The sequence below is a fragment of the Flavobacterium terrisoli genome (assembly GCF_030167905.1).
Taxonomy (GTDB): domain Bacteria; phylum Bacteroidota; class Bacteroidia; order Flavobacteriales; family Flavobacteriaceae; genus Flavobacterium; species Flavobacterium terrisoli.
The window spans coordinates 19985-45384 of record NZ_JARGNA010000002.1 but is presented as its reverse complement, the minus strand read 5'-3'; the positions used below and the strand labels follow the sequence as shown (position 1 = coordinate 45384).

The following is a 25400-nucleotide window of genomic DNA, read 5'->3' as shown; positions in this document are numbered from 1 at the left end:
GCTTAATGGCTTATTTTTTGTTAAAACGATGAAAATAATTAAATTATTATATTCTTGGTTTAAATTGATTTTATTAACAAATTACTAATTATTCTTGGTATCGGTGAATTTTATTGAATAATGTTTTATTTTTGTACCGACTTTTTAAAAAGTCTTAAATTAATACTACTACATTATGACTTCAGAAATCACTACACCGGTAGAGCTAAAAAAAATGGATCCTGTTTTTGGTCAACTTTCTTTTGACAACCACGAACAAATCGTTTTTTGTAATGACAAAGATACAGGTTTAAAAGCAATTATTGGTATTCATAACACAGTTATGGGACCGGCACTTGGTGGTACAAGAATGTGGAATTATGCTAACGAATGGGAAGCATTAAATGACGTTTTAAGACTTTCCCGTGGAATGACTTTTAAGTCGGCTATCACAGGATTAAACCTTGGTGGTGGAAAAGCCGTTATTATCGGTGATTCTAAAACAGATAAAACACCTGAAATGATTACGCGTTTCGGAGAGTTTGTAAATTCTTTAAGCGGAAAATATATCACTGCTGAAGACGTGGGAACTACTACCGAAGACATGGACAGAATTCACAAGGTAACCAAATATGTAACCGGGATTTCAGAAGAAATTGGTGGTTCAGGAAATCCTTCTCCGGTAACTGCTTACGGTGTTTACATGGGAATGAAAGCTGCTGCCAAATACCAATTCGGTTCTGAGAAATTAGACGGTAAAAAAGTATTGGTACAAGGAAACGGCCATGTTGGAGAAACTTTGATTAGTTATTTGAGAAAAGAAGGAGCAGAAGTTTTTGTTTCTGACATTCACCAGGATAAAATGGAAAATATGGTGGCTAAATATGGCGCCAAAATTTTCACCGGAGCTGATTTATACAGCGCAGACGTTGACATCTATTCGCCATGTGCATTAGGTGCAACCATCAACGATGAAACCATTCATAAAATAAAAGCAAAAGTTATTGCCGGTGCGGCCAATAATCAATTGGCTGTTGAAGCGGTTCACGGTCAGATTTTAAGAGAAAGAGGCATTGCTTATGCGCCTGATTTCTTAATCAATGCCGGTGGAATCATCAATGTATATGGCGAAATCGTAAAATATGGTAAAGATGAAGCCATGAGAATGACGGAGAATATCTTCAACACGACATTGGAAATCTTCAACTATGCCGATGTGAATAATATGACTACGCAACAAGCAGCGATGCAAATTGCTCAAAACAGAATTGACCAAAGAAAAAAAGAAAACGCTAATAAATAATTATTAGGTTTTAAAATATTCCTATTTTTGCAAAGCGAAAGAAATTCTTTCGCTTTGTTAATTTTAAAAAGTTCTTACAGGTGTTAAACAGAAGACATATTCGAGTAAAAGTGATGCAATCCATCTATGCGATGCATCAAAAAAATTCTGATGAAATGGAGAAAGAAGAAAAGTTCTTAATCCAAAGCATTGATAACATTCAGGATTTGTATTTAATCATGTTGTCTACCTTGACAGAAATCAGAAAAAAGGAAATTGTTTTTTTGGAAGCTTCCAGCAAAAAACATTTGGCCACGCCTGAAGAAAAAAATCCCAACAATAAGTTTATCAATAATGCTGTGCTCCAACATTTGGAAGACAACAGTTCGCTGAGCATCGCTTTAGAAAAGAGAAAAATCAACAACTGGTCATTGAATGATGATTATATTTTGATTTTACTCAATGACATCAAGCAAAGTGCCTTGTATGAGAAGTACATGGGCAACCGTAAAAATGTCTTTGAAGAAGACAAACAGTTTGTGGTGGATATGTTTACCGAATTGATTGCGCCCAATGAAAAGCTTTACGAATATCTGGAAGACAACAAACTGACCTGGACTGATGATATTCCGGTGGTGAATACCCAAATCCAGAAACAGTTAAAACAACTTTCCGAAAAAGATGACTTTAGAGTGGTGAAGTTGTATAAAGATGAGGAAGACAAGGAGTTCGTTGGAAACCTGTTTAGAAAAACGGTTTTAAACGAAGTAGAATTGGCCAAGGAATACATCGACAAAACCCCAAATTGGGATGCCGACCGTATTGCTGAAATCGATACGATTATCCTGAAAATGGCCATCTGTGAATTCTTGAAATTCCCATCTATTCCAATCAAAGTGACCATTAATGAGTATTTGGAAATCGCCAAGGAATATTCTACCCCAAAAAGCAGCATCTTCATCAACGGGATTTTGGATAATTTGGTAAAGGAATTCCAAAACGAAGACAAAATCAAAAAAACAGGAAGAGGTTTAATGTAATTATAAAATAAGCAATGATTAAAAAATTCAGTTTATTGGTTGCAGTAGGTTTGTTGGTAATGACAACAGCCTGTAAAAGAGAAAACGCACCAGGCTCAACAATGCCTCAGCCTGCAGAAAGGCTTACAGCCACACCGGTTCCTGCTGACGGAAAATATCCTGAGATGGCTTTTGAAAATGAAGAGCATGACTTTGGAACCATCAAACAAGGAGACAAAGTGGTTCATGATTTCAAATTTGAAAATACCGGTGAAGCCGATTTGACAATCACCGCTGCCAGAGGTTCATGTGGCTGCACAGTACCCGAATATCCTAAAACACCAATCAAAGCCGGTGCATCAGGAAACATAAAAGTGTCGTTTGATTCTAAAGGGAAACACGGGGAAACGTCAAAAACCGTGACCATTATGTGTAACACCAAAGAAGGAAACAAAATATTAACAATTAAAGCTAACATCGAAGTTCCTGAAAAGGACTAAACAATCAATTATTATGGAACAATTAGGACAATTTGGTCAATTACCGTTTTTTTTATTAATGTTTGTGGTGATCTATTTCTTTATGATCAGACCACAACAAAAGAAAATCAAACAAGAAAAAGAATTTGAAGCAGGCTTAAAAGTAGGCGATAAAATCATCACGAAAAGTGGTTTCCACGGCAAAATAGCTGAGTTATCAGAAGGCACTGCGGTTATCGAAACCATGTCAGGAAAATTAAAGATTGAGCGTTCAGCGATTTCTTTAGAATTGACTGCTGCCATGAACAAGAAAGCATAAGCGTTGCAAAACTAAAATGAAAGTCCCGGTTAATCGGGACTTTTTTTATGGCTCCAATTGAACCAAAACATCCCGGATATTTTTAAAATGTGTCCAGGGAATAAAATGATCGGCATTGGCAATCGGAATGATTTCCAGCGATTTGGCATTGACCAATTCCCGCTTCAGAAAAGCCACATTGTTAAAAGGAACCAGTTGGTCTTTAGTACCGTGAATAATGATCACTTTGGAAGTGATTTTTCCCAATTTTGGTTCTAATTGAACCAAATCATCTTTCAGCCACCACAATTCATCATTCGCCGGACGAAGCGAACCGGGAATCAAATACCGAATGGGTTTAATCTTGATAATGGAACGCCAATTTTCAGGGGTTTCTGCTTTGGGATCAACCGAACCGGCAAGGATGACCAATTGTTGGTACGCATCAGGTTGGTCAACGGCCATTTGCACAATCGTCGGTCCGCCCAAAGAATGACCAATCAGGTAAACCGGTTTGCCGTTGGCTGTTAATGAAATGAATTTTTCGAGCAGGTTGGCTTGCGTGGCTAAGTTTTGGGCTTCGCCAAAATTACTATAGCCAAAACCAATGCGGTCAATGGCTATCATTCGGTATTTGGATAAGAGCAGTCTGTCTTTGAGATAGTCTTTGTACGCGTCCCAACTTCCGGGCGAACCATGGACAAAAAATAGGGTAGAAGCGTTTTTATTGCCCGTTTCTATATAGTGAATGGTGAAGTCGTCAAAGGTTAGGGATGAATCGATATAAGTCGTTTTCGACTCCGAAAAGAACTTCTTGGTTTCCTTTGGTGTCATCCGCATCATCATGCACGATTGACAAAAAAGCAAATATAGGAGTGCCAATGTAAAGACTACAGTTTTCACTTTATTCCTTTTTATTCTTGAAATTGTATTTGAAATAAAGTGTGGCATATAATTTTAAGGTCTGTATTTGTCATTCAAACCTTTGCCGTCCAATATCATCGGAGCGATTTTTTCCAATCGTGTGGCTTTGGTTTTTTCCTGTTTGGCGGTCGCCATATATTCCCAGTATTCTTTTTGTTTGAAAGGTGTAAGTTGCTCCAACGCTGTTTTTAAGGCTTTGTTGTCTTTAAGTGCCGCTTCAAAGAAATCACATTTCATGGCTTCTTTCTTTTCGGGCTTGATGGACAAACCGGCTTTTTCGTTGGCAATCGCTTCGTTTACATAGCGCAAAATCAGTTTCTCATCCAACTCCGTAGCCGAAGTAAAACGCCACTGACGCAAACCTTTGGTCACACCTTCATTGGCATTGACCAAAACTTTGGCTTCGTCTTTCAAGAAAACACCATTCCAGAACCAGATGACAAAATAGTTTTTGAAACCACCGATGCCCAACACATTTTTGTTGTTCACAGTATAGACTTCGCCGCCCCATTTATTGGTTTCCACCAATTCGGTTTTCTGAATGATGGTGCGCAACTGACCCAGTTCTTCGTCCCATTGGTCGTTACTGTTCCAGCTTTTCTTTTCTTCTTTCATTCATTCTGAACTTGTTTCAGAATCTCCTGTATAGATTCTAAAAATTATTTTTTCTCTTTCTTCTTCTCCTTTTTCTCTTTTTTCTCCTTCTTCGTAAAGTCAGTTGTAGCAGTAAGTTCCGCGATTTTCACAATCACTTCTACCGCTTTTTGCATGCTTTCCACCGGAACATATTCGTATTTCCCATGGAAGTTATGTCCTCCGGCAAAGATGTTCGGGCATGGCAATCCCATATAAGACAAACGACAACCATCCGTTCCACCGCGAATCGGTTTGATTAAAGGTTTAATGCCTAAAGATTTCATGGCTTTTTCGGCTAAATCCACGATAAACATTACCGGAACGACTTTTTCCTTCATGTTGTAGTATTGGTCTTTGATTTCGCAAATCACGATGTCTTCGCCAAATTGTTTCTTAAACTCTTTATTGAATTTCTTAGTGATTTTGTGAACCAATTCTTTGCGTTTGATGAATTTCTTCATGTCGTGGTCGCGGATGATGAGTTCCAATTTGGTTTCCTCAATGCTGCCCTGCAATTGCGTTACGTGGAAAAAACCTTCGTAACCTTTGGTTTCCTGTGGTGTTTCGTGCTTTGGTAATTCGTTGATGAAATCGTTGGCAATCAACATCGAGTTGATCATTTTGCCTTTGGCATAACCCGGATGCACCGATTTCCCTTTGAAGGTAATTTTGACACCGGCGGCATTGAAGTTTTCATATTCCAATTCACCAATCTGGCTGCCATCCATGGTGTAAGCCCAGTCGGCACCGAATTTTTTTACGTCAAACAAATCGGCACCGCGACCAATTTCTTCGTCGGGTGTAAAACACACCCTGATTTTTCCGTGTTGGATTTCCGGATGTTGGATTAAGTATTCCATCGCGGTCATGATTTCGGTGATACCGGCTTTGTCATCGGCACCTAATAATGTCAGACCGTTAGTGGTGATTAAGGTTTGTCCTTTGTATTGTAGTAAATCCTTAAAGTAACTTGGTGAAAGAACGATGTTTTGTTCCTTGTTCAAAATGATATCGCCACCGTCATAATTCGGAATCACTTGCGGCTTGACATCTTTCCCGGTAAAGTCGGGCGTGGTATCAAAATGCGACACAAAACCAATCGTTGGGACTTTGTGTTTCACATTCGAAGCCAAAGTCGCCATCACATAACCATGCTTGTCAATCGTGACCTGCGTCATGCCGATGGCTTTGAGTTCGTCAACCAGTTTATTGGCTAAATCGAATTGTTTTTTGGTACTCGGCGTGGTGGTTGAATTCGGGTCAGATTCGGTATCGATAGTGACGTAGCTGATGAAGCGGTCGATGATGTGTTGCATGATTTTAATTTTTTTGTAAAGATAATAATTAGGAGTTATGTGCTTTTGTTTTTTCTTGTTCATTTTAGCTTCGCTCCGTTCGGCTTTCAGCCTCGGGTCTTAGCTTGCCCGGCAGCAAACATTTGAAATTAAAAGGAGGACTGCCAGCGGCAGTCAGGTATTCCAGAGCTTCTTCGTTTATTATTACCGAATGTCCACTGGACATTCTCCTCTTAATATCAAATGCGTCGCTTCGCTCCTGGATTTCGAAGCTTTGCTCAGACTATTCTGCCGAAAAGGTTGCCTTCTAAGAACTAATGCTTAAATGTCTTGTTTATCGGAAGCGTTTAGGATTTGGGTGATTTCTTTGAGTTTTGAGAGTGGCATGGTTTTGAGTTGTTGCTGCCAATTGTTGTTGTCGTCTTTGGGTAGGAGGTTGTTGAGCGGATGGGTTTCTGCTATGGGGTTGATGGTGTCGGGTTTGTAGGCGAGGAGGTCGTTGGGTTCGCAGTAGAGGGCTTTGCAAATAAGGGAGAGGTTGTCTAAACGCATGACGTGGGAGCGGTTGTTTAGGATTTTGTGGGCGGTATGCGGGGCGATGCCGATTTTTACCAGGAAGGAGTAAGGTTTCTCGATTTGGCGGGCGGCGAAAATGGGTTTGAGGTTGTAATAAAGCATAATGATGGTTTTAAATTATACAATAAGTATGATAAAAATATAAAATATTATTGTAAAATGTAAGAAGAGTATGTTAAAAAATGAAATGAAGTTGTTATAATATCAATAACTTATGCTATAAAGTAAATAGCGGGTTCTATAACGACAATTGCGTATTGAACAACGACAATAGGAGTTGCTATAATGTAAAAATAGGGTTGAACAAAACGTAAAGGAGGTTGTACAACGACAAAGTATTGTGTTAAAAAGTGAAAGTGAGTTAAGAGAAAACCCTTGGCGGGGTTTTAAAGATTGTTAGGGGCGGGTTGATTTTTAGAAGCCACACGAAGGGATTGACTTCGTCGAATCTTCGATTTCGTGCGGCAGCGGGGGAGCTATCTGGTTTTAACATCTTTTTGCAAACAATCTAATCAGTTTTGCTATTTTCAATTTTCTTGATGACAACATCTATTTTTTCAAAAAGAGATTTATTAATTGCACCGTTTTCTTTTACATAATTAATTTCATCACTAAGGATGTTGAACGTAGAGTCAAAATATTCTTGCTTTGTAAATATCTCTTTGAATGAATGAAAAACACCTTCACCTGCATATATATAATTACGGAAAAGTTCTTTAAATACAATATCAACAGGAGTTAATTCATAAACTTCATCATTGGTGTTTTCTGGTTGCTCATCAACTTGAATAATTTCTTTTTGTTTTAATTCGGCTAATTTATTAGCATATTTTAAGCCTACTGTATCGTTTGGGTTTATGATGGTTATCATTGCATCAAGAAGAGTTTGAGTTTTTTCTTGAAAACCAAAATCTACATCTAAAATAGATAAGACCTCATTAAACAATGTTCCTTTTCGCACTTGAAAATTCATCATTGAAAAATGATCCATCAAACGAGTAGGTGAATACATAAGCCATTTTGTGCAGTTTGGATTTTCTTCAAAAAAAAGCCGTCTTACTCTAAATAGTGACATATCCCATGTACAAAAAATTGGGTCAATAGGATTTACTTCAAAATCATTATCTCCAAGTCTGCATAACATAATGGCATCATTGTTAATTGCGAAATTTGATTTGTATTTTTGATGGCTACTAAGATCTTTTGTTATTATTTCTCTAGTTTTGATTAATTCATATTTCTCAGGAATTTCGACTTCAATTTCCATGGAGTCTAAAAGCCATTCCATTTGCTCTATATAATCATAGTCAGGTTGTCCCTTTTTTACTTCAAATTTGAATTCTTTTAAAAAATCTTCAAATGACTCATCTTCTTTATGTAACTGTCCAAAATCTTTTAAATGTTTGTAAAACCTGTATAGTATGTTGCTACTGCCTCCCAGCGATTCAAAAAGTTCGAGTTTCGTGAAAGGAATTATATCCAATGCATCTTTAAAAAGATTTGCAGTTTCTAGTGCGTAACTCCTAAGTGCAACTAGATGGAGGTTATTTTTTTTAGCAAAATTTAAAAATTGTTTTGCCACCTTAAAATGATAGTTATCGTATTCTGTTGACGATTCATAAAAAACGCATAAAGCAACTATTATAAAATTAGTATCTAAAAATATTGTTTTATTATTGTTGTGTTGAGTGATGTAATCTTGTAAACGATCTGGGTCGCTTACTTTTGAATATACTTGTCCTGCAGCTATTCTAGAAAGTAATTCACTTTTATCAGCAATACTCAAAAGTTCTTTGGTTAGATTTTCTGATTGCGATGGTTCACTAAGTTTAGTTTTTAAATACTCATTAAATGCTCTAGTTGACGTTTGTAAATCTTGTACAGGAGTATCTCTTCTTGTGAATTCACCTAAATTAATTTCAAAGTTACTTTCATATAATTCTGTGAGTTTTGGTATAATTTCGTCTAATAGATTTAATATATTATAGTTTTCTAATACCTTAGATAATTCTTTTTTTAATAATGCTTCCTCTTTACCATAATCATCTAGTAATTGAGAAATACGATTCTTTTCTCTATCTGTTAATTGTACTTCCCCATCTTTATATGATATTAGTCTTTCAGAGCTCATTCGACGCAGTAAACTTTCAAAATAATTTGAATCGAATTGTGATGTAAAATGTGTATTTGTGATTTTTAATAGACTATCAACCGATACTTTTTCCTGTTCACATAAGTAATAAAGTAAATAGGCTTTAACAATGTTGTATTTTATGTCAGTTGAAGAACCAAAAGACATCAAGTCATAAAAAGATTTAACACGTGGATTATTGAAAAACTCATCACCACCTCGATATTTATCAAAATCCGCAATTTTAAATAATAGGTCTTCAATAGATGGATAATAGGCTGCGATTTCAGCTAAAGAATTTGCTTCAACTATATCTAAAATGATATCATAAGTTTCTTTGGCAAATTTTTTATATTTTAAAACTTGGGTATTTGAAAGAGGTAATGAATAGAAAAATTTTACTTTATTTGGTAGTTTATAATCATCAACATTCCTTTTAGCTTTTTTTAAATCATCTAGAATTTTTTCATCAAATCTTTTTTCAGCAATAGTCGTTATTTGATATTGAGTGTCTATTTGAGAGACATTTACATGTCTCATGTCTAGGCCTTTGTCCCACGGACCATTACAATTGATTACATTTTTAATCCCATCAACTTCTTGTAAGTATAGTTTAGCGACATTGTCAAATTCAGGGTCTTCAAGAGAAGAAATTAAATTTACTAAAAGATTAGATTTAGACATAAATAATTATTTTCTGTAAAGATAGCGATTTTAGAATTGCTAAAATAAGGTCAATATTTCGTAATTTTTGATAAAGCGTTAATACAATAATGCATTCTTTATTGAGGTTATTTCAGTTATAAAATAGAGGTTTATCTAGTCAAAGGTAGCCAGTTGACTATGATTGTCACATTAAGCGTGTTGAAGTGTTCTCGATACATCCCGATTGGAAATCGGGATACTCGAACTGACGTAAATAAAGAAGATAAAAAAAGGAACCAATCGGTTCCTTTTTTCTATTAATATAAACTCGGGTATTGCTCCGGTTTCGCTTCATGCATGATAGCGTAGACTTTCTCAAAGATGTCTTCTGCCGAGGGTTTGGAGAAATAATCTCCGTCGGTGCCATAAGCCGGTCTGTGGGCTTTCGCTGCCAAAGTCTGCGGTTGGCTGTCTAAATGTTGGTAGGCGTTTTGCTCGTCTACAATTTGTTGGAGTAGGTAAGCAGATGCACCACCCGGAACGTCTTCGTCAACGACCAGTAAACGGTTGGTTTTGGCGATGCTCTTCACACAGTCGTGGTTTACGTCAAACGGTAACAACGATTGTGCGTCGATGATTTCTACATCAATTCCAACTTCCAATAATTCTTTTGCGGCTTGCTTAATGATTCTTAAAGTAGAACCATAAGAAACTATCGTGATGTCACTTCCTTCTTTTATGGTTTCTACTACGCCAATCGGGGTTTTGAATTCGCCCAGGTTGGTTGGCATTTTTTCTTTCAAACGGTAACCGTTCAAACATTCTACTACCAATGCCGGTTCGTCTGTTTCCAACAAAGTGTTGTAGAAACCTGCGGCTTTGGTCATGTTTCTCGGTACCAAAACGTGTATCCCGCGAATCGCATTGATGATCATGCCCATAGGCGAACCTGAATGCCAGATACCTTCGAGTCGGTGACCACGCGTTCTGATAATCAAAGGCGCTTTTTGACGGCCTTGGGTTCTGTATTGTAGCGTTGCTAAGTCATCGCTCATGATTTGGATGGCATACAACAAATAATCTAAATATTGGATTTCGGCAATTGGGCGCAAGCCACGCATTGCCATCCCGATTCCCTGACCTAAAATAGTCGCTTCACGGATTCCGGCATCGGCCACACGGTGTTCACCGTATTTTTCCTGCATGCCTTCCAAGCCTTGGTTTACGTCGCCAATGTTGCCACTGTCTTCCCCAAAGATTAAGGTCTCCGGATATTTATTGAAAATCGCATCAAAGTTGTCACGCAATACTAATCTTGCATCAACGTCTTCGGCTGAAGCGTCATAAGTAGCGGCCACTTCTGTGGTGCTTAATACATTTTTGGCTGATTGCGAGAACAGGTGCGAACTGAATTTCGGTTGGATTTTATCGGTATACGCTTTGATCCAGGCAGCCAATTGCGATTGACCGCTTTCTTTCACTACCAAACGCAATACTTTGCGCGCTGTGGTGATAATATCTTTGCGGATTGGTTCTTTGATGGAAGCCAATTCGGAAGCGTATTGTTCGATGAATACTTTATTGGTACTTGAAGCCGCGATTGAGTTCAATAGTGAAACCAATTCGTTTTGTTCTTCTTTCATTGGCGTTACAAAAGCAGTCCAGGCGGCTTTTTTGCCTTCCAAAACCTCTTTCTTAGCGTCGTTGTCGATGGTTTCTAATTCTTCGGCGGTCGCCAAATTGTTATCGACCAACCAGGTTCTCATTTGTGCCAAACAATCAAATTCGGCTTCCCAAGCCAAACGCTCGGCGTTTTTGTAACGCTCGTGTGAACCCGAAGTCGAGTGGCCTTGTGGTTGCGTCAATTCGTTTACGTGAATTAAAACCGGAACGTGTTGCTCACGCGCAATGGCTGAAGCTTTTTGATAGGTTTCCACCAAAGCCGGATAATCCCAGCCTTTTACGGTCATGATTTCGTAACCGTTGTTTTCTTCATCGCGTTGGAATCCTTTTAAGATTTCGGAGATGTTTTCTTTGGTCGTTTGGTAACGGACGTGAACCGAGATTCCGTATTCGTCATCCCAGACACTCATGACCATCGGCACTTGTAAAACTCCGGCCGCGTTGATGGTTTCAAAAAACAGACCTTCAGAAGTCGAAGCGTTACCGATGGTTCCCCAGGCGACTTCGTTTCCGGCGTTGGAGAATTTGGTTAAATCCTCTAAACCGCGAACGTTTCTGTATATTTTTGAGGCCTGCGCCAATCCTAACAAACGCGGCATCTGTCCGGCAGTAGGAGAGATATCGGCACTCGAATTTTTTTGTTGGGTTAAGTTATTCCAGTTTCCATTTTCGTCTAGTGAATGCGTGGCAAAATGTCCGCCCATTTGACGTCCGGCGCTCATAGGATCATGCGCCAAATCGGTGTGACCATACAAGCCTGCGAAAAACTGTTGGATATTTAATTGCCCAATCGCCATCATAAAAGTCTGGTCGCGGTAGTAGCCCGAACGGAAATCTCCGTTTTGGAAGGCTTTTGCCAAGGCCAATTGCGGTACTTCTTTTCCGTCACCGAAAATCCCGAATTTGGCTTTTCCGGTTAACACTTCCTTTCTTCCTAACAAGCTGCATTCGCGGCTGATTCTGGCAATTCGGTAATCGTTGAGTACTTCGGCTTTGAAATCTTCAAATGTAATTTCGGTCTTGGTTTGTGCTTCAGTCATAATGGAATCGTTTCTTAACGAAACAAATTTAAATAAAAAGAAGTAACTTTCACCATACTGTTGAAAAAATATAATTTCAGTATCAATAATTTTAAACCTAAAAAAAGAGAGTTGACTGAGAAATTTTCAACGATATTTAAGAATATCGAACAAAAGTGTAATATTTAAACGATTTTAACGGTGGTTAAAACCACTTTCGGGTAAAAAGTCCGATGAGCGTATCGGGATTGAAAGTCACGATAAACCGTATTCTTTCTCCGTAGTTTTTTTCGCCCATTTCCCAACCGATATTGGAATAGACCGGGAAATACAATTCGAAATAATCGGTCACCAAGTTCAGGCGAACGCCACTGTCATAGACAAATTGCTCGGCAGTGTTTTTATTTTTAATCATCCCGACATCGCCATAGACTTCAATCCAGTTCCAGATATTGGTACTCGCATTGATGGTGGTCATCCATTGGTTGGCACTGCGGGTTTCCAACATCGATTTGAAAAAACCATCCGCGACAATCGACTGCTGGCTAAACAAACCGGTAGTTTCCGAACGGCCCAAATAATCGTGTTCGAACAAATAATCGGTTGGTCTGTCTAAAGCAAAATCGAAATAGGTGGACACATTCTTATTGTAGAGAAATGTTCCGGCAAACAAACGCACATTGACTTGCCTATTGTTGTCAAACAGTTTTCGGTATTGCAATTCTCCGGCTAGTTTTCCGAAAGAACTCGACAACTGGAAATCTCCTAAGAAATTGTAATGCTTGGTGACTTCGGTTTTGCCGTTGTAATATTTGGCATTGAAAACCTTATAGTTTTCGGTGTTTTCATCCACTGTAAAAGCGGAAGGTTCGCGGTCAATCATGATGTATTTGAAAACCAGCATTTCCTTTTTGTTGTCCCTCAAATCATCGGGACGGAAGCGCAGATACACCATCGGATTGATTTTGGTATAATAGGCATCGGGCGCATAATGCAGGTAATGCCCGTTCAGTTGATAGCGGATGCTGTACAAATTGCTGTCGCGGTTGTATTGGTTGACCATAAAATTGGCTTTCCCGGAAAAGCTTTTGGTTTTGGTGGAAATCGTCGGATTGACATCAAAATTAAACGGTTTGTCCAAAATGGTCTTGTTGTGGAAACGCATTCCCGGCAATAAACCGTCGTATAAGTTGTATTCCAAGGTTGGAATGTATACGATTTGGTTGTAATTTGGGTCTTCCAAATCTTTAAAGAAGATGAATTTTATCGGTCGGTGATTCAATCGGATATTGTGTAGCGACTGCCAGTTGTTTCTCAAATTGAATTCTGGCACTTCGTTCTTATAGTTGATGACAATCTTTTCCGCATCGTTTCTCGCCACGGTAAAAACGCTGTCTTTCGGGAACACATCAATCCATTTTTTAAAGACTACATTCTTGTCTTTAACGCCATACACCGGAATTGGGACATTGGTTTCGGTTCTGTTTTTGAGTGTAAAACTAATGCTGTCTTTGGTCTTGGTGACTTTGTCAAATTTGAAATCGATGATGTCACGCGAGTTGATGATTTTGTCAAAAAACCAAGTGATTTCTTTGGGAGAATTTTTGGTCAGCAACATTTCAAAATCATTATGATTGGTTTGCTGTACTTTGTTTAAAGCGATGAATTGTCGGATGCTGTTGGGTACCACATCGTTTTCAAGATAACTGTCTAGGTATTTCAAACTCAAACCGGCTCTGTATTTGGAAGCAATTTTTTCATTGAATTTGATCAAAGTGTTTTTGGGCGCGCCCAAAGGTTGGTCCAAGTTTTTTCGCGCCATCAGCATATAGAAATAACTGTATTGTCCATTGAAATCAAGGCTTACCAGATTGTAAGCACGCAAGATTTTCAATTTGGCCACGCCGCCCATCATTTTGCTGTTAGGATGGTATTCGTCAATGAATTTCATCATCGTATACACCTGAATGCCGTCAAAAATCCAACTGTCTTTACGTGGATCGAGCTGCAAAGTGTTGTGCAGGTAATTGTTCATGTAGGTTTTGAGGAATTTGATTTCAAACATGAATTCATCCGGAAACGGATTGATGAAATTGGGCAATTGGTTCAAGCCATAAAACGGATTCCGGTCGTAATCAGATTGGGTTACGGTGATTTTTTCGTGCGGATACTGACCGATATTTGTGGCTACGTAGTTAACAATTCGGTCAATGACAATGGCTCTTTGTATTTCATTCAATCGGTCATCTGTCAGATTGGAAATCACTTCCACCTGATTGTTTTTGAAAACCGAATAGGCTTTTGGATGGTCCATCAGCAAACTCAGATTCAATCGGTTCTTGCCCGAAAGCCGGTATTGATTCGGGTTGATTTCCGTGATATTCAAATCGGAATTCAAGACTGATTTCCCTTCGGTTTTAATCTCCAGATCATAATCGGAAAGTGCATTGGCCGCATCATCCAGATTGAGATTGCTGTATTTGACAAAGGCTTTGTTTTCATAACGCGCCGGAATCAGAAAGCAATTTTTCAGGTTCATTTTTCCGTTATCGCCATAGCCGTATTTGGTGAATTTATCACTCGGGATTTTGACCGAATACGTCAGATGGAATGTTGCTTTTTGGTTGGGCAATAATTTTTCACGTAGGCGAACCTGAACCACATCGGGATAATTTTCATCTCTTTCCCAGGTCAGCATCAATTGGTTTTGGTCGATGACAGTAATGTTGTCGGTTTTGCCCCGTTCTTTGTCTTCTGCCAAATGGAAACTGCGCTCAAACTCATCCGAAAAACGCTTGGCCAAAGGCGTATTTTTATTGCTGTAGGCATTGTTCCAATCATTCAAGACGATATGGCTCAGCGTGTCATTGGTTTGGTTATAGAAAGTAAGTTCCTGAATTACATTCAGCGTTTTGGCATTGCCATTGACTTCCACCACCATTTTAGAATGGTGTTGGGCCAAAACAGCCTGACTCAGCAATATAAAAAACAGGAGCTTTTTCAATGTTTGAATTTATTTTGGATGAAATCGTTTAGGATTATCGTGGTAAACAAGGTTGCGCCTTTTTTATTCATGTGACCGCAAGACGAAAAATATTGGTCTTCGGTGATTTTATTTTCATAATTGAATACTTCAGGATAAACCGAATTGATGCGGTTAAAATAGGCATCGCTATCAGAACCTTCACACATCGGCGTGGCAATGGCAATCAGGTTGATGTTGTTTTTTTGGCACAACATTTTTATCTCTTCGTAAGCCAAATTTCTTTTCGGACTATAATCTGCAAGGTCGTAACTCATATTTTTTCCATCGTGGTTCAAGGCAAAAAAACCATCATTGTTTAACGCGTTCGTTTTCTTATTAACAAGTGAGAAGAACATTTCCCTAAATCCAATTTTAGCATCATTCTTGATATAGCGGTAAAACGGAATATAAAGGAACTTATTGTAATCGGGAATGTTTTGATAATGCTGCTGAATGGTTTTTGAGGAATGAATGTAAGGCATAAACATCGCTCTGACACCATCAGAATAGGCATTGCTGTTGAGGTTCAAATCAACATCCAAAATGATGTTCTTGATTTTATAATCGTGTTCGAGCATCAATTTCAAAGTCAGCGCTGTCTCATCCAATTTGGAACCGCTCATGCCAAAGTTGAACGCTTTGATGCCTTTGTCATTGAAGACTTTGGCGACCATGTGATTTTGTGTGCGTGAGGAACCCATAAAAATTACGTCAAAGTTTTTGTCCTTTGAAGTAAGGATGTGCTGAATCTTATTTCGTTGCGTCGATTTAAGATAAACTGCCGTATACGCAATGTCCAGCAGCACCGCCGAAAGCAGTGTGATGAGTAAAAGTTTACCAATAAAAACAACAAATTTCCTCATTAGAACTGAAAGTAAATAAAGTTTTTATAATCGGTGAATATGCCCAAAGCGATGATGGCAAGAATGCTCAAACTTATCTTTAACCAACTGTATTTTCCGGACAGCGGTTCGATTTTATAACGATTGTTCCATTCGACGATGGTAAACAAAAGTATCATAATCAGGATCTCGTAATTATAGCGTTCGATGCTGAAATATTGTGGCGTAAAATGCCAATCGGTAACCATTCGTTTGATGTACGATATGGCATCCTGTATGGTTTTGGCACGGAAAAATATCCACGCTAAACAAGTGATGGCAAAGGTTAGGAGTATGTTGATGATGATTCTCAGCGAAGCAAAATTGAACGAAATGGTAAATGCGTCAATATTGCTTCTGTTCTTGTTAAAAACCAACAGCGGAATAAAATACAGCGCATTGATTAAACCCCAGGCAACATACGTCCAGCTCGCGCCATGCCAAAAACCGCTGACCAAAAAGATAATCATCACGTTTCGGATTTGGAACCATTTAGAACCTTTGCTTCCGCCAAGCGGAATGTATAAATAATCCCGAAACCAGGACGACAGCGAAATGTGCCAACGGCGCCAAAATTCGGCTATATCTCTCGAGAAATAAGGATAATTGAAATTCTTCAGCAAGTCAATGCCAAAGAGTTTGGAAGTTCCCAAAGCGATATCGGAATAACCCGCGAAGTCACCATAAATCTGGAAGGCAAAATACACCGCGCCTAACATCAGCGAGAGCGAATTCATCGAATTGTAATTGTCAAAAATCGCATTAGCATACATTGCACAGGTATCGGCGATGACGACTTTTTTGACCAAACCCCAGATGATTTGATAAACGCCTTCTTTGGCTTTTTCAAAATCAAATTCGCGCTTGACTTTCAATTGTGGTAGAAGATGTGTGGCGCGTTCAATCGGACCGGCAACCAGCAACGGGAAGTAACTCACGAACAAGGAATAATCAATAAAGTTCTTTTCCGATTTGATTCGGCCGTAATAAATATCGATGATATAAGACAAGCCATGAAACGTATAGAACGAAATCCCAATCGGAAGAATCACATCCAGTAAAATCGGGCTGACGTTAAAGCCAATCGCCTGAAACAATTCGGCAAACGAAACCGAAAAGAAATTATAGTATTTGAATATGCCCAGAAAACCTAAGTTCATCAGTATGCAAATCCACAACCAGAATTTCCGGGAACTTTGGGTGTTGCTGTTTTCAATCTTAATGCCCAAGGCATAACACAGCAAAGTGGAAAAAATCAACAGGAATAAAAAACGCCAATCCCAGCAAGCATAGAAAAAATAGCTGGCCAGGATTAGGATATAGTTTTGTGACGCTTTAGATTTATTGGGAACAAACCAATACAACAGGAATACTATTGGAAGAAAAATGGCGAATTGTATCGAGTTGAAAAACATTCTTTGTATAGCTATTGTTTAGCTGTCAGCTATCAGCAATTAGCTGGTATTGCTAACAGCTGAAAGCTAAATGCTGAACGCTTAAAAATTTGGGCTCAAATTGTATTTTTTGTAGAAATTATCCAAAGCTTCTACCACTTCGTCTTCGGTATCAACCACTTTAATCAGGTTCATATCGTCCGGATTGGCGTTGTGTTCTTTTTCGATGATTACCGATTTTATCCAATCGATTAAGCCAGACCAAAATTCAGTTCCCACTAAAATGATTGGGAATTTACCAATCTTCTTGGTTTGGATTAACGTAATCGCTTCAAACAATTCGTCCAAAGTCCCAAATCCGCCGGGCATCACCACAAAACCTTGAGAGTATTTGACAAACATCACTTTGCGCACAAAGAAATAGTCAAAATTCAGGTTCTTGTCCTTGTCGATATACGGATTGTAATGTTGCTCAAAAGGCAATTCAATGTTCAGTCCAACCGAAGTGCCGCCGCCATTGTGTGCGCCTTTGTTTCCGGCTTCCATAATTCCGGGTCCACCGCCAGTGATGACGCCATATCCGGCCTTACTGATTTTATAAGCGATTTTTTCAGCTAATAGATAGTATTTGTTGTCCGGTTTGGTACGCGCCGAACCAAAAATAGAAACACACGGACCGATTCTGGCCATTGATTCGTAACCATTTACAAACTCCGACATGACTTTAAAAATCGCCCAAGAGTCGTTGGTTCTGATTTCGTTCCAGGTTTTTTGTTTTAATTTATCGTGAATTCTCTCATCGTCATTTTCGTATTGATCAAATGCCATATTTTTATTTTTAAATTATTTATTAGGAGCTATTTCCGGCTTTCCGCTGCAATCTTTTTTAAATTGTTGTCACAATTAAAAAAAGGATTTTCATTGCAATCCGGGCTAAAAACAGCCTGCTAATTTAGTTCTTTTTTTAAGAATTGAGCCGTATAGCTTTTCTTGTTCTTTACAATCTCTTCGGGTGTTCCGGTGCACAAAATTTCGCCACCGCCTTTTCCGCCTTCCAATCCAACATCTATAATATGATCGGCCAGTTTGATCACGTCCATATTGTGCTCGATAATCAAAATCGTGTTGCCTTTATCGACTAGTTTGTTAATCACATCCATCAACACGCGGATGTCTTCAAAATGCAAACCGGTTGTCGGTTCGTCCATGATGTAAAACGTATTTCCGGTGTCTTTTTTGGACAATTCGGTAGCCAATTTGATGCGCTGTGCTTCACCGCCCGAAAGCGTGGTGCTTTGTTGTCCCAAAGTGATATAACCCAATCCAACATCCTGTATCGTTTTGACTTTTCTATAAATTTTCGGGATGTTTTCAAAAAATGGAACGGCTTCGTCAACCGTCATGTTCAATACATCCGAAATGGATTTGCCTTTGTATCGGATTTCCAAAGTTTCGCGGTTAAAACGTTTCCCTTGGCAGGTTTCACATTCGACATAAACATCGGGAAGGAAACTCATTTCGATAGTTCGAACTCCTGAACCTTCGCAGGTTTCACATCTTCCGCCCGAAACATTAAAGCTAAAACGTCCGGCTTTGTAACCGCGAATCATGGCTTCAGGCGTTTGCGTATACAAACTTCTGATTTCCGAGAACACATCGGTATAAGTCGCCGGATTTGAACGTGGCGTTCTTCCAATCGGACTTTGATCAATATCAATGACTTTGTCGATATGTTCCAAGCCTTCAATCTTTTTATACGGTTGCGGCTTTTTGACACCGTTGAAATAATACGCGTTCAAAATAGGATAAAGCGTTTCATTTATCAACGTCGATTTGCCACTACCCGAAACTCCGGTCACGCAAATCAGTTTGCCTAACGGCAATTCGATGGAAACATTTTTCAGGTTGTTTCCGGTTGCACCAGTCAGTTTCATGAATTTGCCATTGCCCTGACGGCGTTTTTTGGGTACTTCAATTTTCATTTCACCATTCAAATACATGGCGGTAATGGTATGTTCGTTGAGCAGTTCCTTTGGTGTTCCTTTGCTGATGATTTCGCCGCCAAATTTTCCGGCTTTCGGACCAATGTCGATGACATAATCGGCGCGTTCAATCATATCTTTGTCGTGTTCTACGACCAAAACCGAATTGCCGATGTCGCGTAATTGTTCCAAAGAATGAATCAGTTTTTCGTTGTCTCTTTGGTGCAAGCCAATGCTCGGTTCGTCCAGAATATACAATACGCCAACGAGTTGCGAACCGATTTGCGTGGCCAAACGGATACGCTGTGCTTCACCGCCGGAAAGCGATTTTGAACTGCGGTTTATGGATAAATAATTCAAACCAACATTCACCAAAAAGCGCAAACGGTCTTTGATTTCCTTGACAATTTCTGAGGCAATGATTTTTTGTTTTTCATTTAATTCGGCATCCAAGTTGTCAAACCAAGCCGACAAATCCGAAATGTCCATCGTCGATAAATCGAAGATATTTTTCTCGTGAATTCTGAAATACATCGCTTCTTTTTTCAAACGTGAACCATGGCATTCCGGACATTCAATTTCGTCCATGAATTCTTTGGCCCAGCGCTTGATGGAAGTTGAGCCGCTTTCATCGTATTGGTTTTTGATGAAATGCGAAATGCCTTCAAACTCTATTTTGTATTCTTTGGTAATGCCCAAAGTTTTTGATTCTACGGTAAATTTTTCCTTTCCGCCGTGTAGAATAATTTGCATTGCTTCTTCCGGAATACTTTCAATCGAATCGGTTAAAGCAAAACCAAATTTCTCTCCGATAATTTCCAATTGCTTGAAAATCCAGGAGGATTTGTATTCGCCCAAAGGTGCGAAACCACCATTTTTGATCGTCAATTTCGGATTAGGGATGATTTTTTTGAGGTTGATTTCGTGTACGGTGCCTAAACCTTTACATTCTTCGCAAGCGCCTTTTGGCGAGTTGAACGAGAATAAATTCGGCTCCGGATTTTGATACGAGATTCCCGAAGTCGGACACATTAAGTTTCGACTGAAATAACGAACTTCATTGGTATCCTGATCCAAAATCATCAGTACGTTTTCACCGTGATACATCGCGGTTTTGATGCTTTCTGCTAATCGTTTTTCGTTGTCTTCATTGTTCTCAATCACCATTCGGTCGATGACAATTTCGATATCGTGGGTTTTGTATCGATCGAGTTTCATTCCCGGCAATAAATCCTGTACTTCACCATTGACACGGACTTTCAGAAAACCTTGTTTGGTAATTTGCTGGAACAATTCGGCGTAATGTCCTTTTCTGGCGCGAATGATTGGTGCCAAAATATTAATGCGTTTTCCGGTAAAGTTCTGAATAATCAAATCTTTGATTTGCTCATCTGAATAGGAAACCATTTTTTCGCCGGTCACATAGCTATACGCTTCGCCGGCTCTGGCATACAACAAACGCAGGAAATCGTAAATTTCGGTAATGGTTCCAACCGTCGAACGCGGACTTTTACTGGTCGTTTTTTGCTCGATGGCAATTACGGGAGACAAACCGTCAATCTTATCCACATCCGGACGCTCCAATCCGCCAAGGAATTGGCGAGCATAAGCAGAGAAAGTTTCGATATATCGGCGTTGACCTTCGGCATAAATGGTGTCGAAAGCCAAAGAGGATTTCCCCGAACCCGAAAGACCGGTAATTACCACCAGTTTTTCACGAGGAATGTTGATGTCAATATTCTTCAGATTGTGCACTCTGGCACCAAGGACTTCGATCGAATTTTCTGTTTCAGGCATAGCAATTTAGCAAAACGCAAAGGTAGTGTTTTGGAAGCAATTTTTAAACAGTAGGTTAGGAAGTTATTGTTAAAAATTGATTACTCAATAATCATCTCTTTCAACCGCTTGCGATAACTTTCGAGCACGTCAATTTTGGATAGGAAACCAAAATATTTTCCTTTATGGATTACCGGTAAAATGGCTGCTTTAGAGGTTTCAAACATCGCCATTATTTTTTCGGGTTTGTCTTCAAACAAGATGAGTTCTTTGGGTTGGCTCATGATTTCAGACATCGTCATGAATTTAACATGGTTCGGATTGAAGATAAACGCCTTGACTTCTTCAAAATCAATGATGCCGATCAATGATTTGGTGTCGTCAATAACCGGGATGATTTTTTGATCGCTTGTCGAGAATATTTCCACCACTTTTCCGGTTGAATCCTGAAGGGTAACGGTTTTATAGTTTTGCTGTACCAAATTGTAAAAATTGATGCTTTGCAGGATGTTTTTATCCTTATCACTCGTAAATACATCGCCTTTGTCGGCCAAAGATTTGACATCCATAGAATGCTTTTCAAACTGTTTTGAAACTGCAAAACTCACCGAAGACACAATCATCAGCGGTACCATCAAATCATAACCGCCGGTAATTTCCACGATAAGGAAAATGGCGGTCAACGGTGCGTGAAACAAGCCACTCAGGATTCCGGCCATGCCCACAATGGTAAAATTGGCTATCGGCAAATGATGCGTAAAGTTTAAAAGATTTATCGATTTGGCCACAAAATACCCCAGATAGGAACCTACAAAAAGTGATGGCGCAAAGTTGCCACCATTTCCGCCGCTGCCTAAGGTCAGTCCGGTCGCGAAAGCTTTCAACAACATGGTTGCACCAATAAAAGCCAACAACACCCATTCGCTGCTTTTGAATGGTTCGAGCATGGTATTGTCTAATAAAATGCCCGGGTTTTTGGAAGCCAATGTTTTGATACTTTCATAACCTTCTCCAAAAAGCGTCGGGAAAAAGAAAATCAAGATGGCCAAAAGCAAAGCGCCGAATATAGCCCTGCGATAACCTTTGTTTTTAAAAGAACCGAAGAACTTCTCTACTTTTCTGAAATTCCGTGCATGATAAATCGAAGTTAGTCCGGCTAAAACCCCAAGTAAAATGTAATATGGCGTATTGTGGTAATCGAATTTGAGTGTTTGCTGGAAATTTAAAATGACATCATCGCTTAATGTAACCGTCGAAACCAGCGCTCCGGTTGCGGCTGAAATGATAATAGGGATAAAAGCAGAAATGGAAATATCCGTTAGAACTACTTCGATGGCAAATAAAACCCCGGCAATCGGAGCGTTGAAGGCCGCACCAATTCCGGCTGCGACACCACAGGCCAAAAGCAAAATCCGGTCTTTTTGGGACAAATGGTATTTCTGCGCAAAGTTGGAACCAAAAGCCGCACCGGTAATCACAATCGGGCTTTCCAAACCGGCAGAACCACCGAGGCCAACAGTTAGTGAACTCGTTATGATTTGGGCATACATTTGCTTTTTGGGCATGATGCCGCCTTTTCTGGCGACGGCATAGAGGACTTTGGAACTGCCTTTTTCTATTTCGTTGTTGAGGAAATTCCTAACGACAAAAACAGTCAGCAAAATTCCGGCAATCGGCAATAAACTGTTAATATAGGGTAGCTTTAAGAAACCGTTGATTTCATTGGCCCAAAGGAAGATATTGTGGGCAAAACTCTTCAGGATAATTACGGCAAACGAACAAGTGATGGCCACGACTACGCAGGCAAAATAGATAAAGTTTCTTTCGCTCAATTTGTCTTTCAGAAGGAAAACCAGGTTTTCGGCTCTTCTGAAAATACTTCTGAAAACAATTTTAAAAAAGGAAGCTTTGTTCGCCGGCATTGATCACAAACTTTAGAATGGCTAATATAGTGCTCTAAATTTTAATATCCAACCGCTTTATCATCTCCTCTGAAATCGGCTCCACCTTCTAGTTTGCCATCGGGTAAAACCAAAATCGCATCTACTTTACCGATAACCGGGGCGACTTTTTCATTGATTTTATAGCCTTTCCTGGCTAAATTTTCTAAGATCAATGGGTCAAATTTTCCGGGTTCAAACTGAATTTCATCCGGCAGTCATTGGTGGTGGAATCGTGGTGCATTAACGGCTTCCTGTATATTCATATCAAATTCGGTGACATTGAGTATCGTTTGCAAGACGGAAGTAATAATCATCGAACCGCCCGGTGAACCAAGCAGCATAAACAGTTTGCCGTTTTTCTCTACTATCGTTGGTGTCATCGAACTCAGCATTCTTTTTTGTGGCGCAATGCTGTTGGCTTCGGCACCAACCAATCCGTAATAGTTCGGAACGCCGGGTTTGGAGGAGAAGTCGTCCATTTGGTTGTTCAAAAAGAATCCCAATTCGTCACAATACAACTTGGAACCATAGGCGCCATTGAGTGTTGTGGTTGTCGAAACAGCGTTACCTTCCGCATCAACAATGGAAAAGTGTGTGGTTTCATCGCTTTCGTAAACGGTAATTTCACCATGGCTGACATCCGCCGATTTGGTGGCTGATTCAAAAGAAAAATTGTTCATTCGGTCTTTGAGATAAGTTCCGCTTAATAATTTCTTTTTCGGGATTTTGACAAAATCGGGATCGCCAAGAAAATAGTTTCTGTCGGCATAAGCCCGGCGTTCTGCTTCGACCAATAACTGGATGTACAACTCGGAATTGTGACCGTAAAAAGGGAGCGAATAAGGATCAATCATTTTCATGATTTGAGCCAATGTAATTCCGCCGCTGCTTGGCGGTGCCATAGTAATGATGCTTAGTTCCTTGTGCTGAAAAGCAATTGGATCGCGCCAAACGACTTTGTAATCGGCTAAATCTTTCATCGAAACAATACCGCCTTTTTGTTGGATAAAAGACACCATTTTTTTGGCTATTTTGCCTTTGTAAAATTCGTCGCGTCCGTTTTTCAGGATTTGTTCTAAAGTTTGGGCTAAAGCGAAATATTTAATCGTGTCACCCACATTAAAAGTCTTGTTGTATAAGGTTTTGTCACCGCTTATTTTTACGATTACCGAACGGTATTCATCGAGTTTTACTTTTTCTTTTGCGGTAACCACTATGCCTTTCTTAGCCAAAGCGATAGAAGGTTCGAATAAAGCCGCCAAAGGCAATTTGCCAAACTTTTGATGTATTTCATAAATTCCTGCTATGGTTCCGGGAATGCCTACAGACAGAGCGCCATCGGTACTGAGATTCGGAATCACATTACCGTTTTTGTCCTGGTACATGTTTTTGGTGGCTTTTGCCGGTGCTTTTTCGCGATAGTCCAAGGAACCAATTTCACCACTGTTTTTGCGATACACCATAAATCCATCACCGGAAATGTTTCCGGCATATGGATACGCCACGGCTAATGCCAGTTGGGTTGCAATCATAGCGTCAAAGGCATTGCCGCCTTTTTTTAAAATATCGACGCCAATTCTTGAAGCTTCTTCGCGTGCGGAAACGACCATCGCTTTTTCGGCGATTAGGCCTTGTTGGGCAAAAATGAAATTGGAAATCAGTAAAAGTAATAAGGAGATCTTTTTCATAAAATTATAAAAATCATTCGTGCATTCGTGGCTTTAACCATTTAACTCTTTTAATTTTTCTTGACAATGTTGGCGCAATTCCTCAAAAAACAAAGTGAATTCGTTTTCAAATTCGGTGTAGTATTGTTTTAATTCGACTATGGATTCATCCATGGCAACGCGGTGTTTGGTGCGGTAATCCATTTGGAACATAATCATTTCCAAACCTTCAATCGTGGCATAACTTACCAACCAATTGCGTCCAATCATATAAGGCATCATGCCTTTGGCTCTTTCGGTTAAGACGTCGTATTGGTCTTTGAGCAAAAGATAAAAATCTTCGGCATAAGTCTCTAATGGAATATCAGAATAGGTTTTCCAGTTTTTGGCCAAAAAATGGTCGTAGAAAATATCCATAATCACACCCGAATAATGTCCATACTTCTCGTGCAGTCGGTGTTTGCTCTGCCTGTAAATGGGATGCATATCGGTAAAACTGTCGATGGAACGATGGAGTAGGATTCCTTTTCTGATTTCGGTTGGATAATCTTCATAATGATGCCCACGAATGCTGTCCGCCATAAAATTCCCGATTTTCAGCAAATCGTTGTCGCCGGAAAGATAGATGTGGGCTAAGAAGTTCATGTGCCTAATTTAGGAATTTTAAATTAGAAATTTTGAATTTTAAATTAGAATTGAAAAATGCCATTCTTTATATTTGTAAACATTTAAAAATTTATAATTGTCTAACGACCATTTCGTGCTT

General features: G+C 39.4%; 17 protein-coding genes and 1 pseudogene. 4 read left to right on the top strand and 14 right to left on the bottom strand.

Annotated elements, in window-relative coordinates; genetic code table 11:
• The first annotated feature begins 175 nt into the window (after positions 1–175).
• From P1K33_RS02280 to yajC, 4 genes are all read left to right on the top strand, one after another.
• Positions 176–1282 (top strand): Glu/Leu/Phe/Val family dehydrogenase, encoded by a 1107-nt coding sequence (locus tag P1K33_RS02280; RefSeq protein WP_284651238.1) that lies wholly within the window; start codon positions 176–178, stop codon positions 1280–1282.
• A 113-nt stretch (positions 1283–1395) separates the two neighbouring features.
• Positions 1396–2301, top strand: coding sequence for a transcription antitermination factor NusB (gene nusB, locus P1K33_RS02275; RefSeq protein ID WP_284651614.1), 906 nt, complete (start codon positions 1396–1398; stop codon positions 2299–2301).
• 14 nt (positions 2302–2315) lie between these two features.
• A complete protein-coding gene (locus P1K33_RS02270; protein WP_284651237.1) occupies positions 2316–2780 on the top strand; it encodes a DUF1573 domain-containing protein in 465 nt (154 codons plus the stop codon).
• Positions 2781–2793: 13 nt separating this feature from the next.
• Complete coding sequence (yajC, locus tag P1K33_RS02265) at positions 2794–3078, top strand: preprotein translocase subunit YajC (RefSeq protein WP_284651236.1); 285 nt, start codon at positions 2794–2796, stop codon at positions 3076–3078.
• Positions 3079–3123: 45 nt separating this feature from the next.
• Here yajC and P1K33_RS02260 read toward each other — a convergent pair whose 3' ends face one another.
• The 14 genes and pseudogenes from P1K33_RS02260 to P1K33_RS02195 form a co-directional block, all read right to left on the bottom strand.
• On the bottom strand, positions 3124–3960 hold the full coding sequence (locus P1K33_RS02260; protein ID WP_284651235.1) for an alpha/beta fold hydrolase: 837 nt from the start codon (positions 3958–3960) through the stop codon (positions 3124–3126).
• A gap of 54 nt (positions 3961–4014) precedes the next feature.
• Entirely contained in the window at positions 4015–4596 is a 582-nt protein-coding gene (locus P1K33_RS02255) for a YdeI/OmpD-associated family protein (RefSeq protein WP_284651234.1), read from the bottom strand.
• Between the two features lie 44 nt (positions 4597–4640).
• Positions 4641–5933: a peptidase T gene (gene pepT / locus P1K33_RS02250; protein ID WP_284651233.1), complete on the bottom strand. Its 1293-nt coding sequence runs from the start codon at positions 5931–5933 to the stop codon at positions 4641–4643.
• A 300-nt stretch (positions 5934–6233) separates the two neighbouring features.
• Positions 6234–6590 (bottom strand): helix-turn-helix domain-containing protein, encoded by a 357-nt coding sequence (locus P1K33_RS02245; RefSeq protein ID WP_284651232.1) that lies wholly within the window; start codon positions 6588–6590, stop codon positions 6234–6236.
• A 406-nt stretch (positions 6591–6996) separates the two neighbouring features.
• Positions 6997–9303, bottom strand: coding sequence for a hypothetical protein (locus P1K33_RS02240; protein WP_284651231.1), 2307 nt, complete (start codon positions 9301–9303; stop codon positions 6997–6999).
• Positions 9304–9581: 278 nt separating this feature from the next.
• A complete protein-coding gene (locus tag P1K33_RS02235) occupies positions 9582–11987 on the bottom strand; it encodes an alpha-ketoacid dehydrogenase subunit alpha/beta (RefSeq protein WP_284651230.1) in 2406 nt (801 codons plus the stop codon).
• Positions 11988–12171: 184 nt separating this feature from the next.
• Complete coding sequence (locus P1K33_RS02230) at positions 12172–14970, bottom strand: gluzincin family metallopeptidase (protein WP_350028970.1); 2799 nt, start codon at positions 14968–14970, stop codon at positions 12172–12174.
• Positions 14967–15854 carry a hypothetical protein gene (locus tag P1K33_RS02225; RefSeq protein WP_284651229.1) on the bottom strand — a complete coding sequence of 296 codons (888 nt, stop codon included), beginning with the start codon at positions 15852–15854 and terminating at the stop codon, positions 14967–14969. Before P1K33_RS02225 ends, P1K33_RS02230 begins: the two co-directional genes overlap by 4 nt.
• Entirely contained in the window at positions 15854–17287 is a 1434-nt protein-coding gene (locus P1K33_RS02220; RefSeq protein WP_284651228.1) for an MBOAT family O-acyltransferase, read from the bottom strand. Before P1K33_RS02220 ends, P1K33_RS02225 begins: the two co-directional genes overlap by 1 nt.
• Before the next feature lie 81 nt (positions 17288–17368).
• Positions 17369–18094 (bottom strand): LOG family protein, encoded by a 726-nt coding sequence (locus tag P1K33_RS02215; RefSeq protein WP_284651226.1) that lies wholly within the window; start codon positions 18092–18094, stop codon positions 17369–17371.
• 119 nt (positions 18095–18213) lie between these two features.
• The gene (gene uvrA / locus P1K33_RS02210; protein WP_284651225.1) at positions 18214–21045 is read right to left on the bottom strand and encodes an excinuclease ABC subunit UvrA; all 2832 of its coding nucleotides are present in this window, start codon (positions 21043–21045) and stop codon (positions 18214–18216) included.
• 80 nt (positions 21046–21125) lie between these two features.
• Positions 21126–22946, bottom strand: a complete 1821-nt coding sequence (locus tag P1K33_RS02205) for a chloride channel protein (RefSeq protein ID WP_284651224.1) — start codon at positions 22944–22946, stop codon at positions 21126–21128.
• Between the two features lie 41 nt (positions 22947–22987).
• A pseudogene (gene ggt, locus P1K33_RS02200) lies at positions 22988–24655 on the bottom strand (gamma-glutamyltransferase).
• Positions 24656–24688: 33 nt separating this feature from the next.
• Positions 24689–25279, bottom strand: coding sequence for an acyl carrier protein phosphodiesterase (locus P1K33_RS02195; protein ID WP_284651223.1), 591 nt, complete (start codon positions 25277–25279; stop codon positions 24689–24691).
• Positions 25280–25400: the final 121 nt, after the last annotated feature.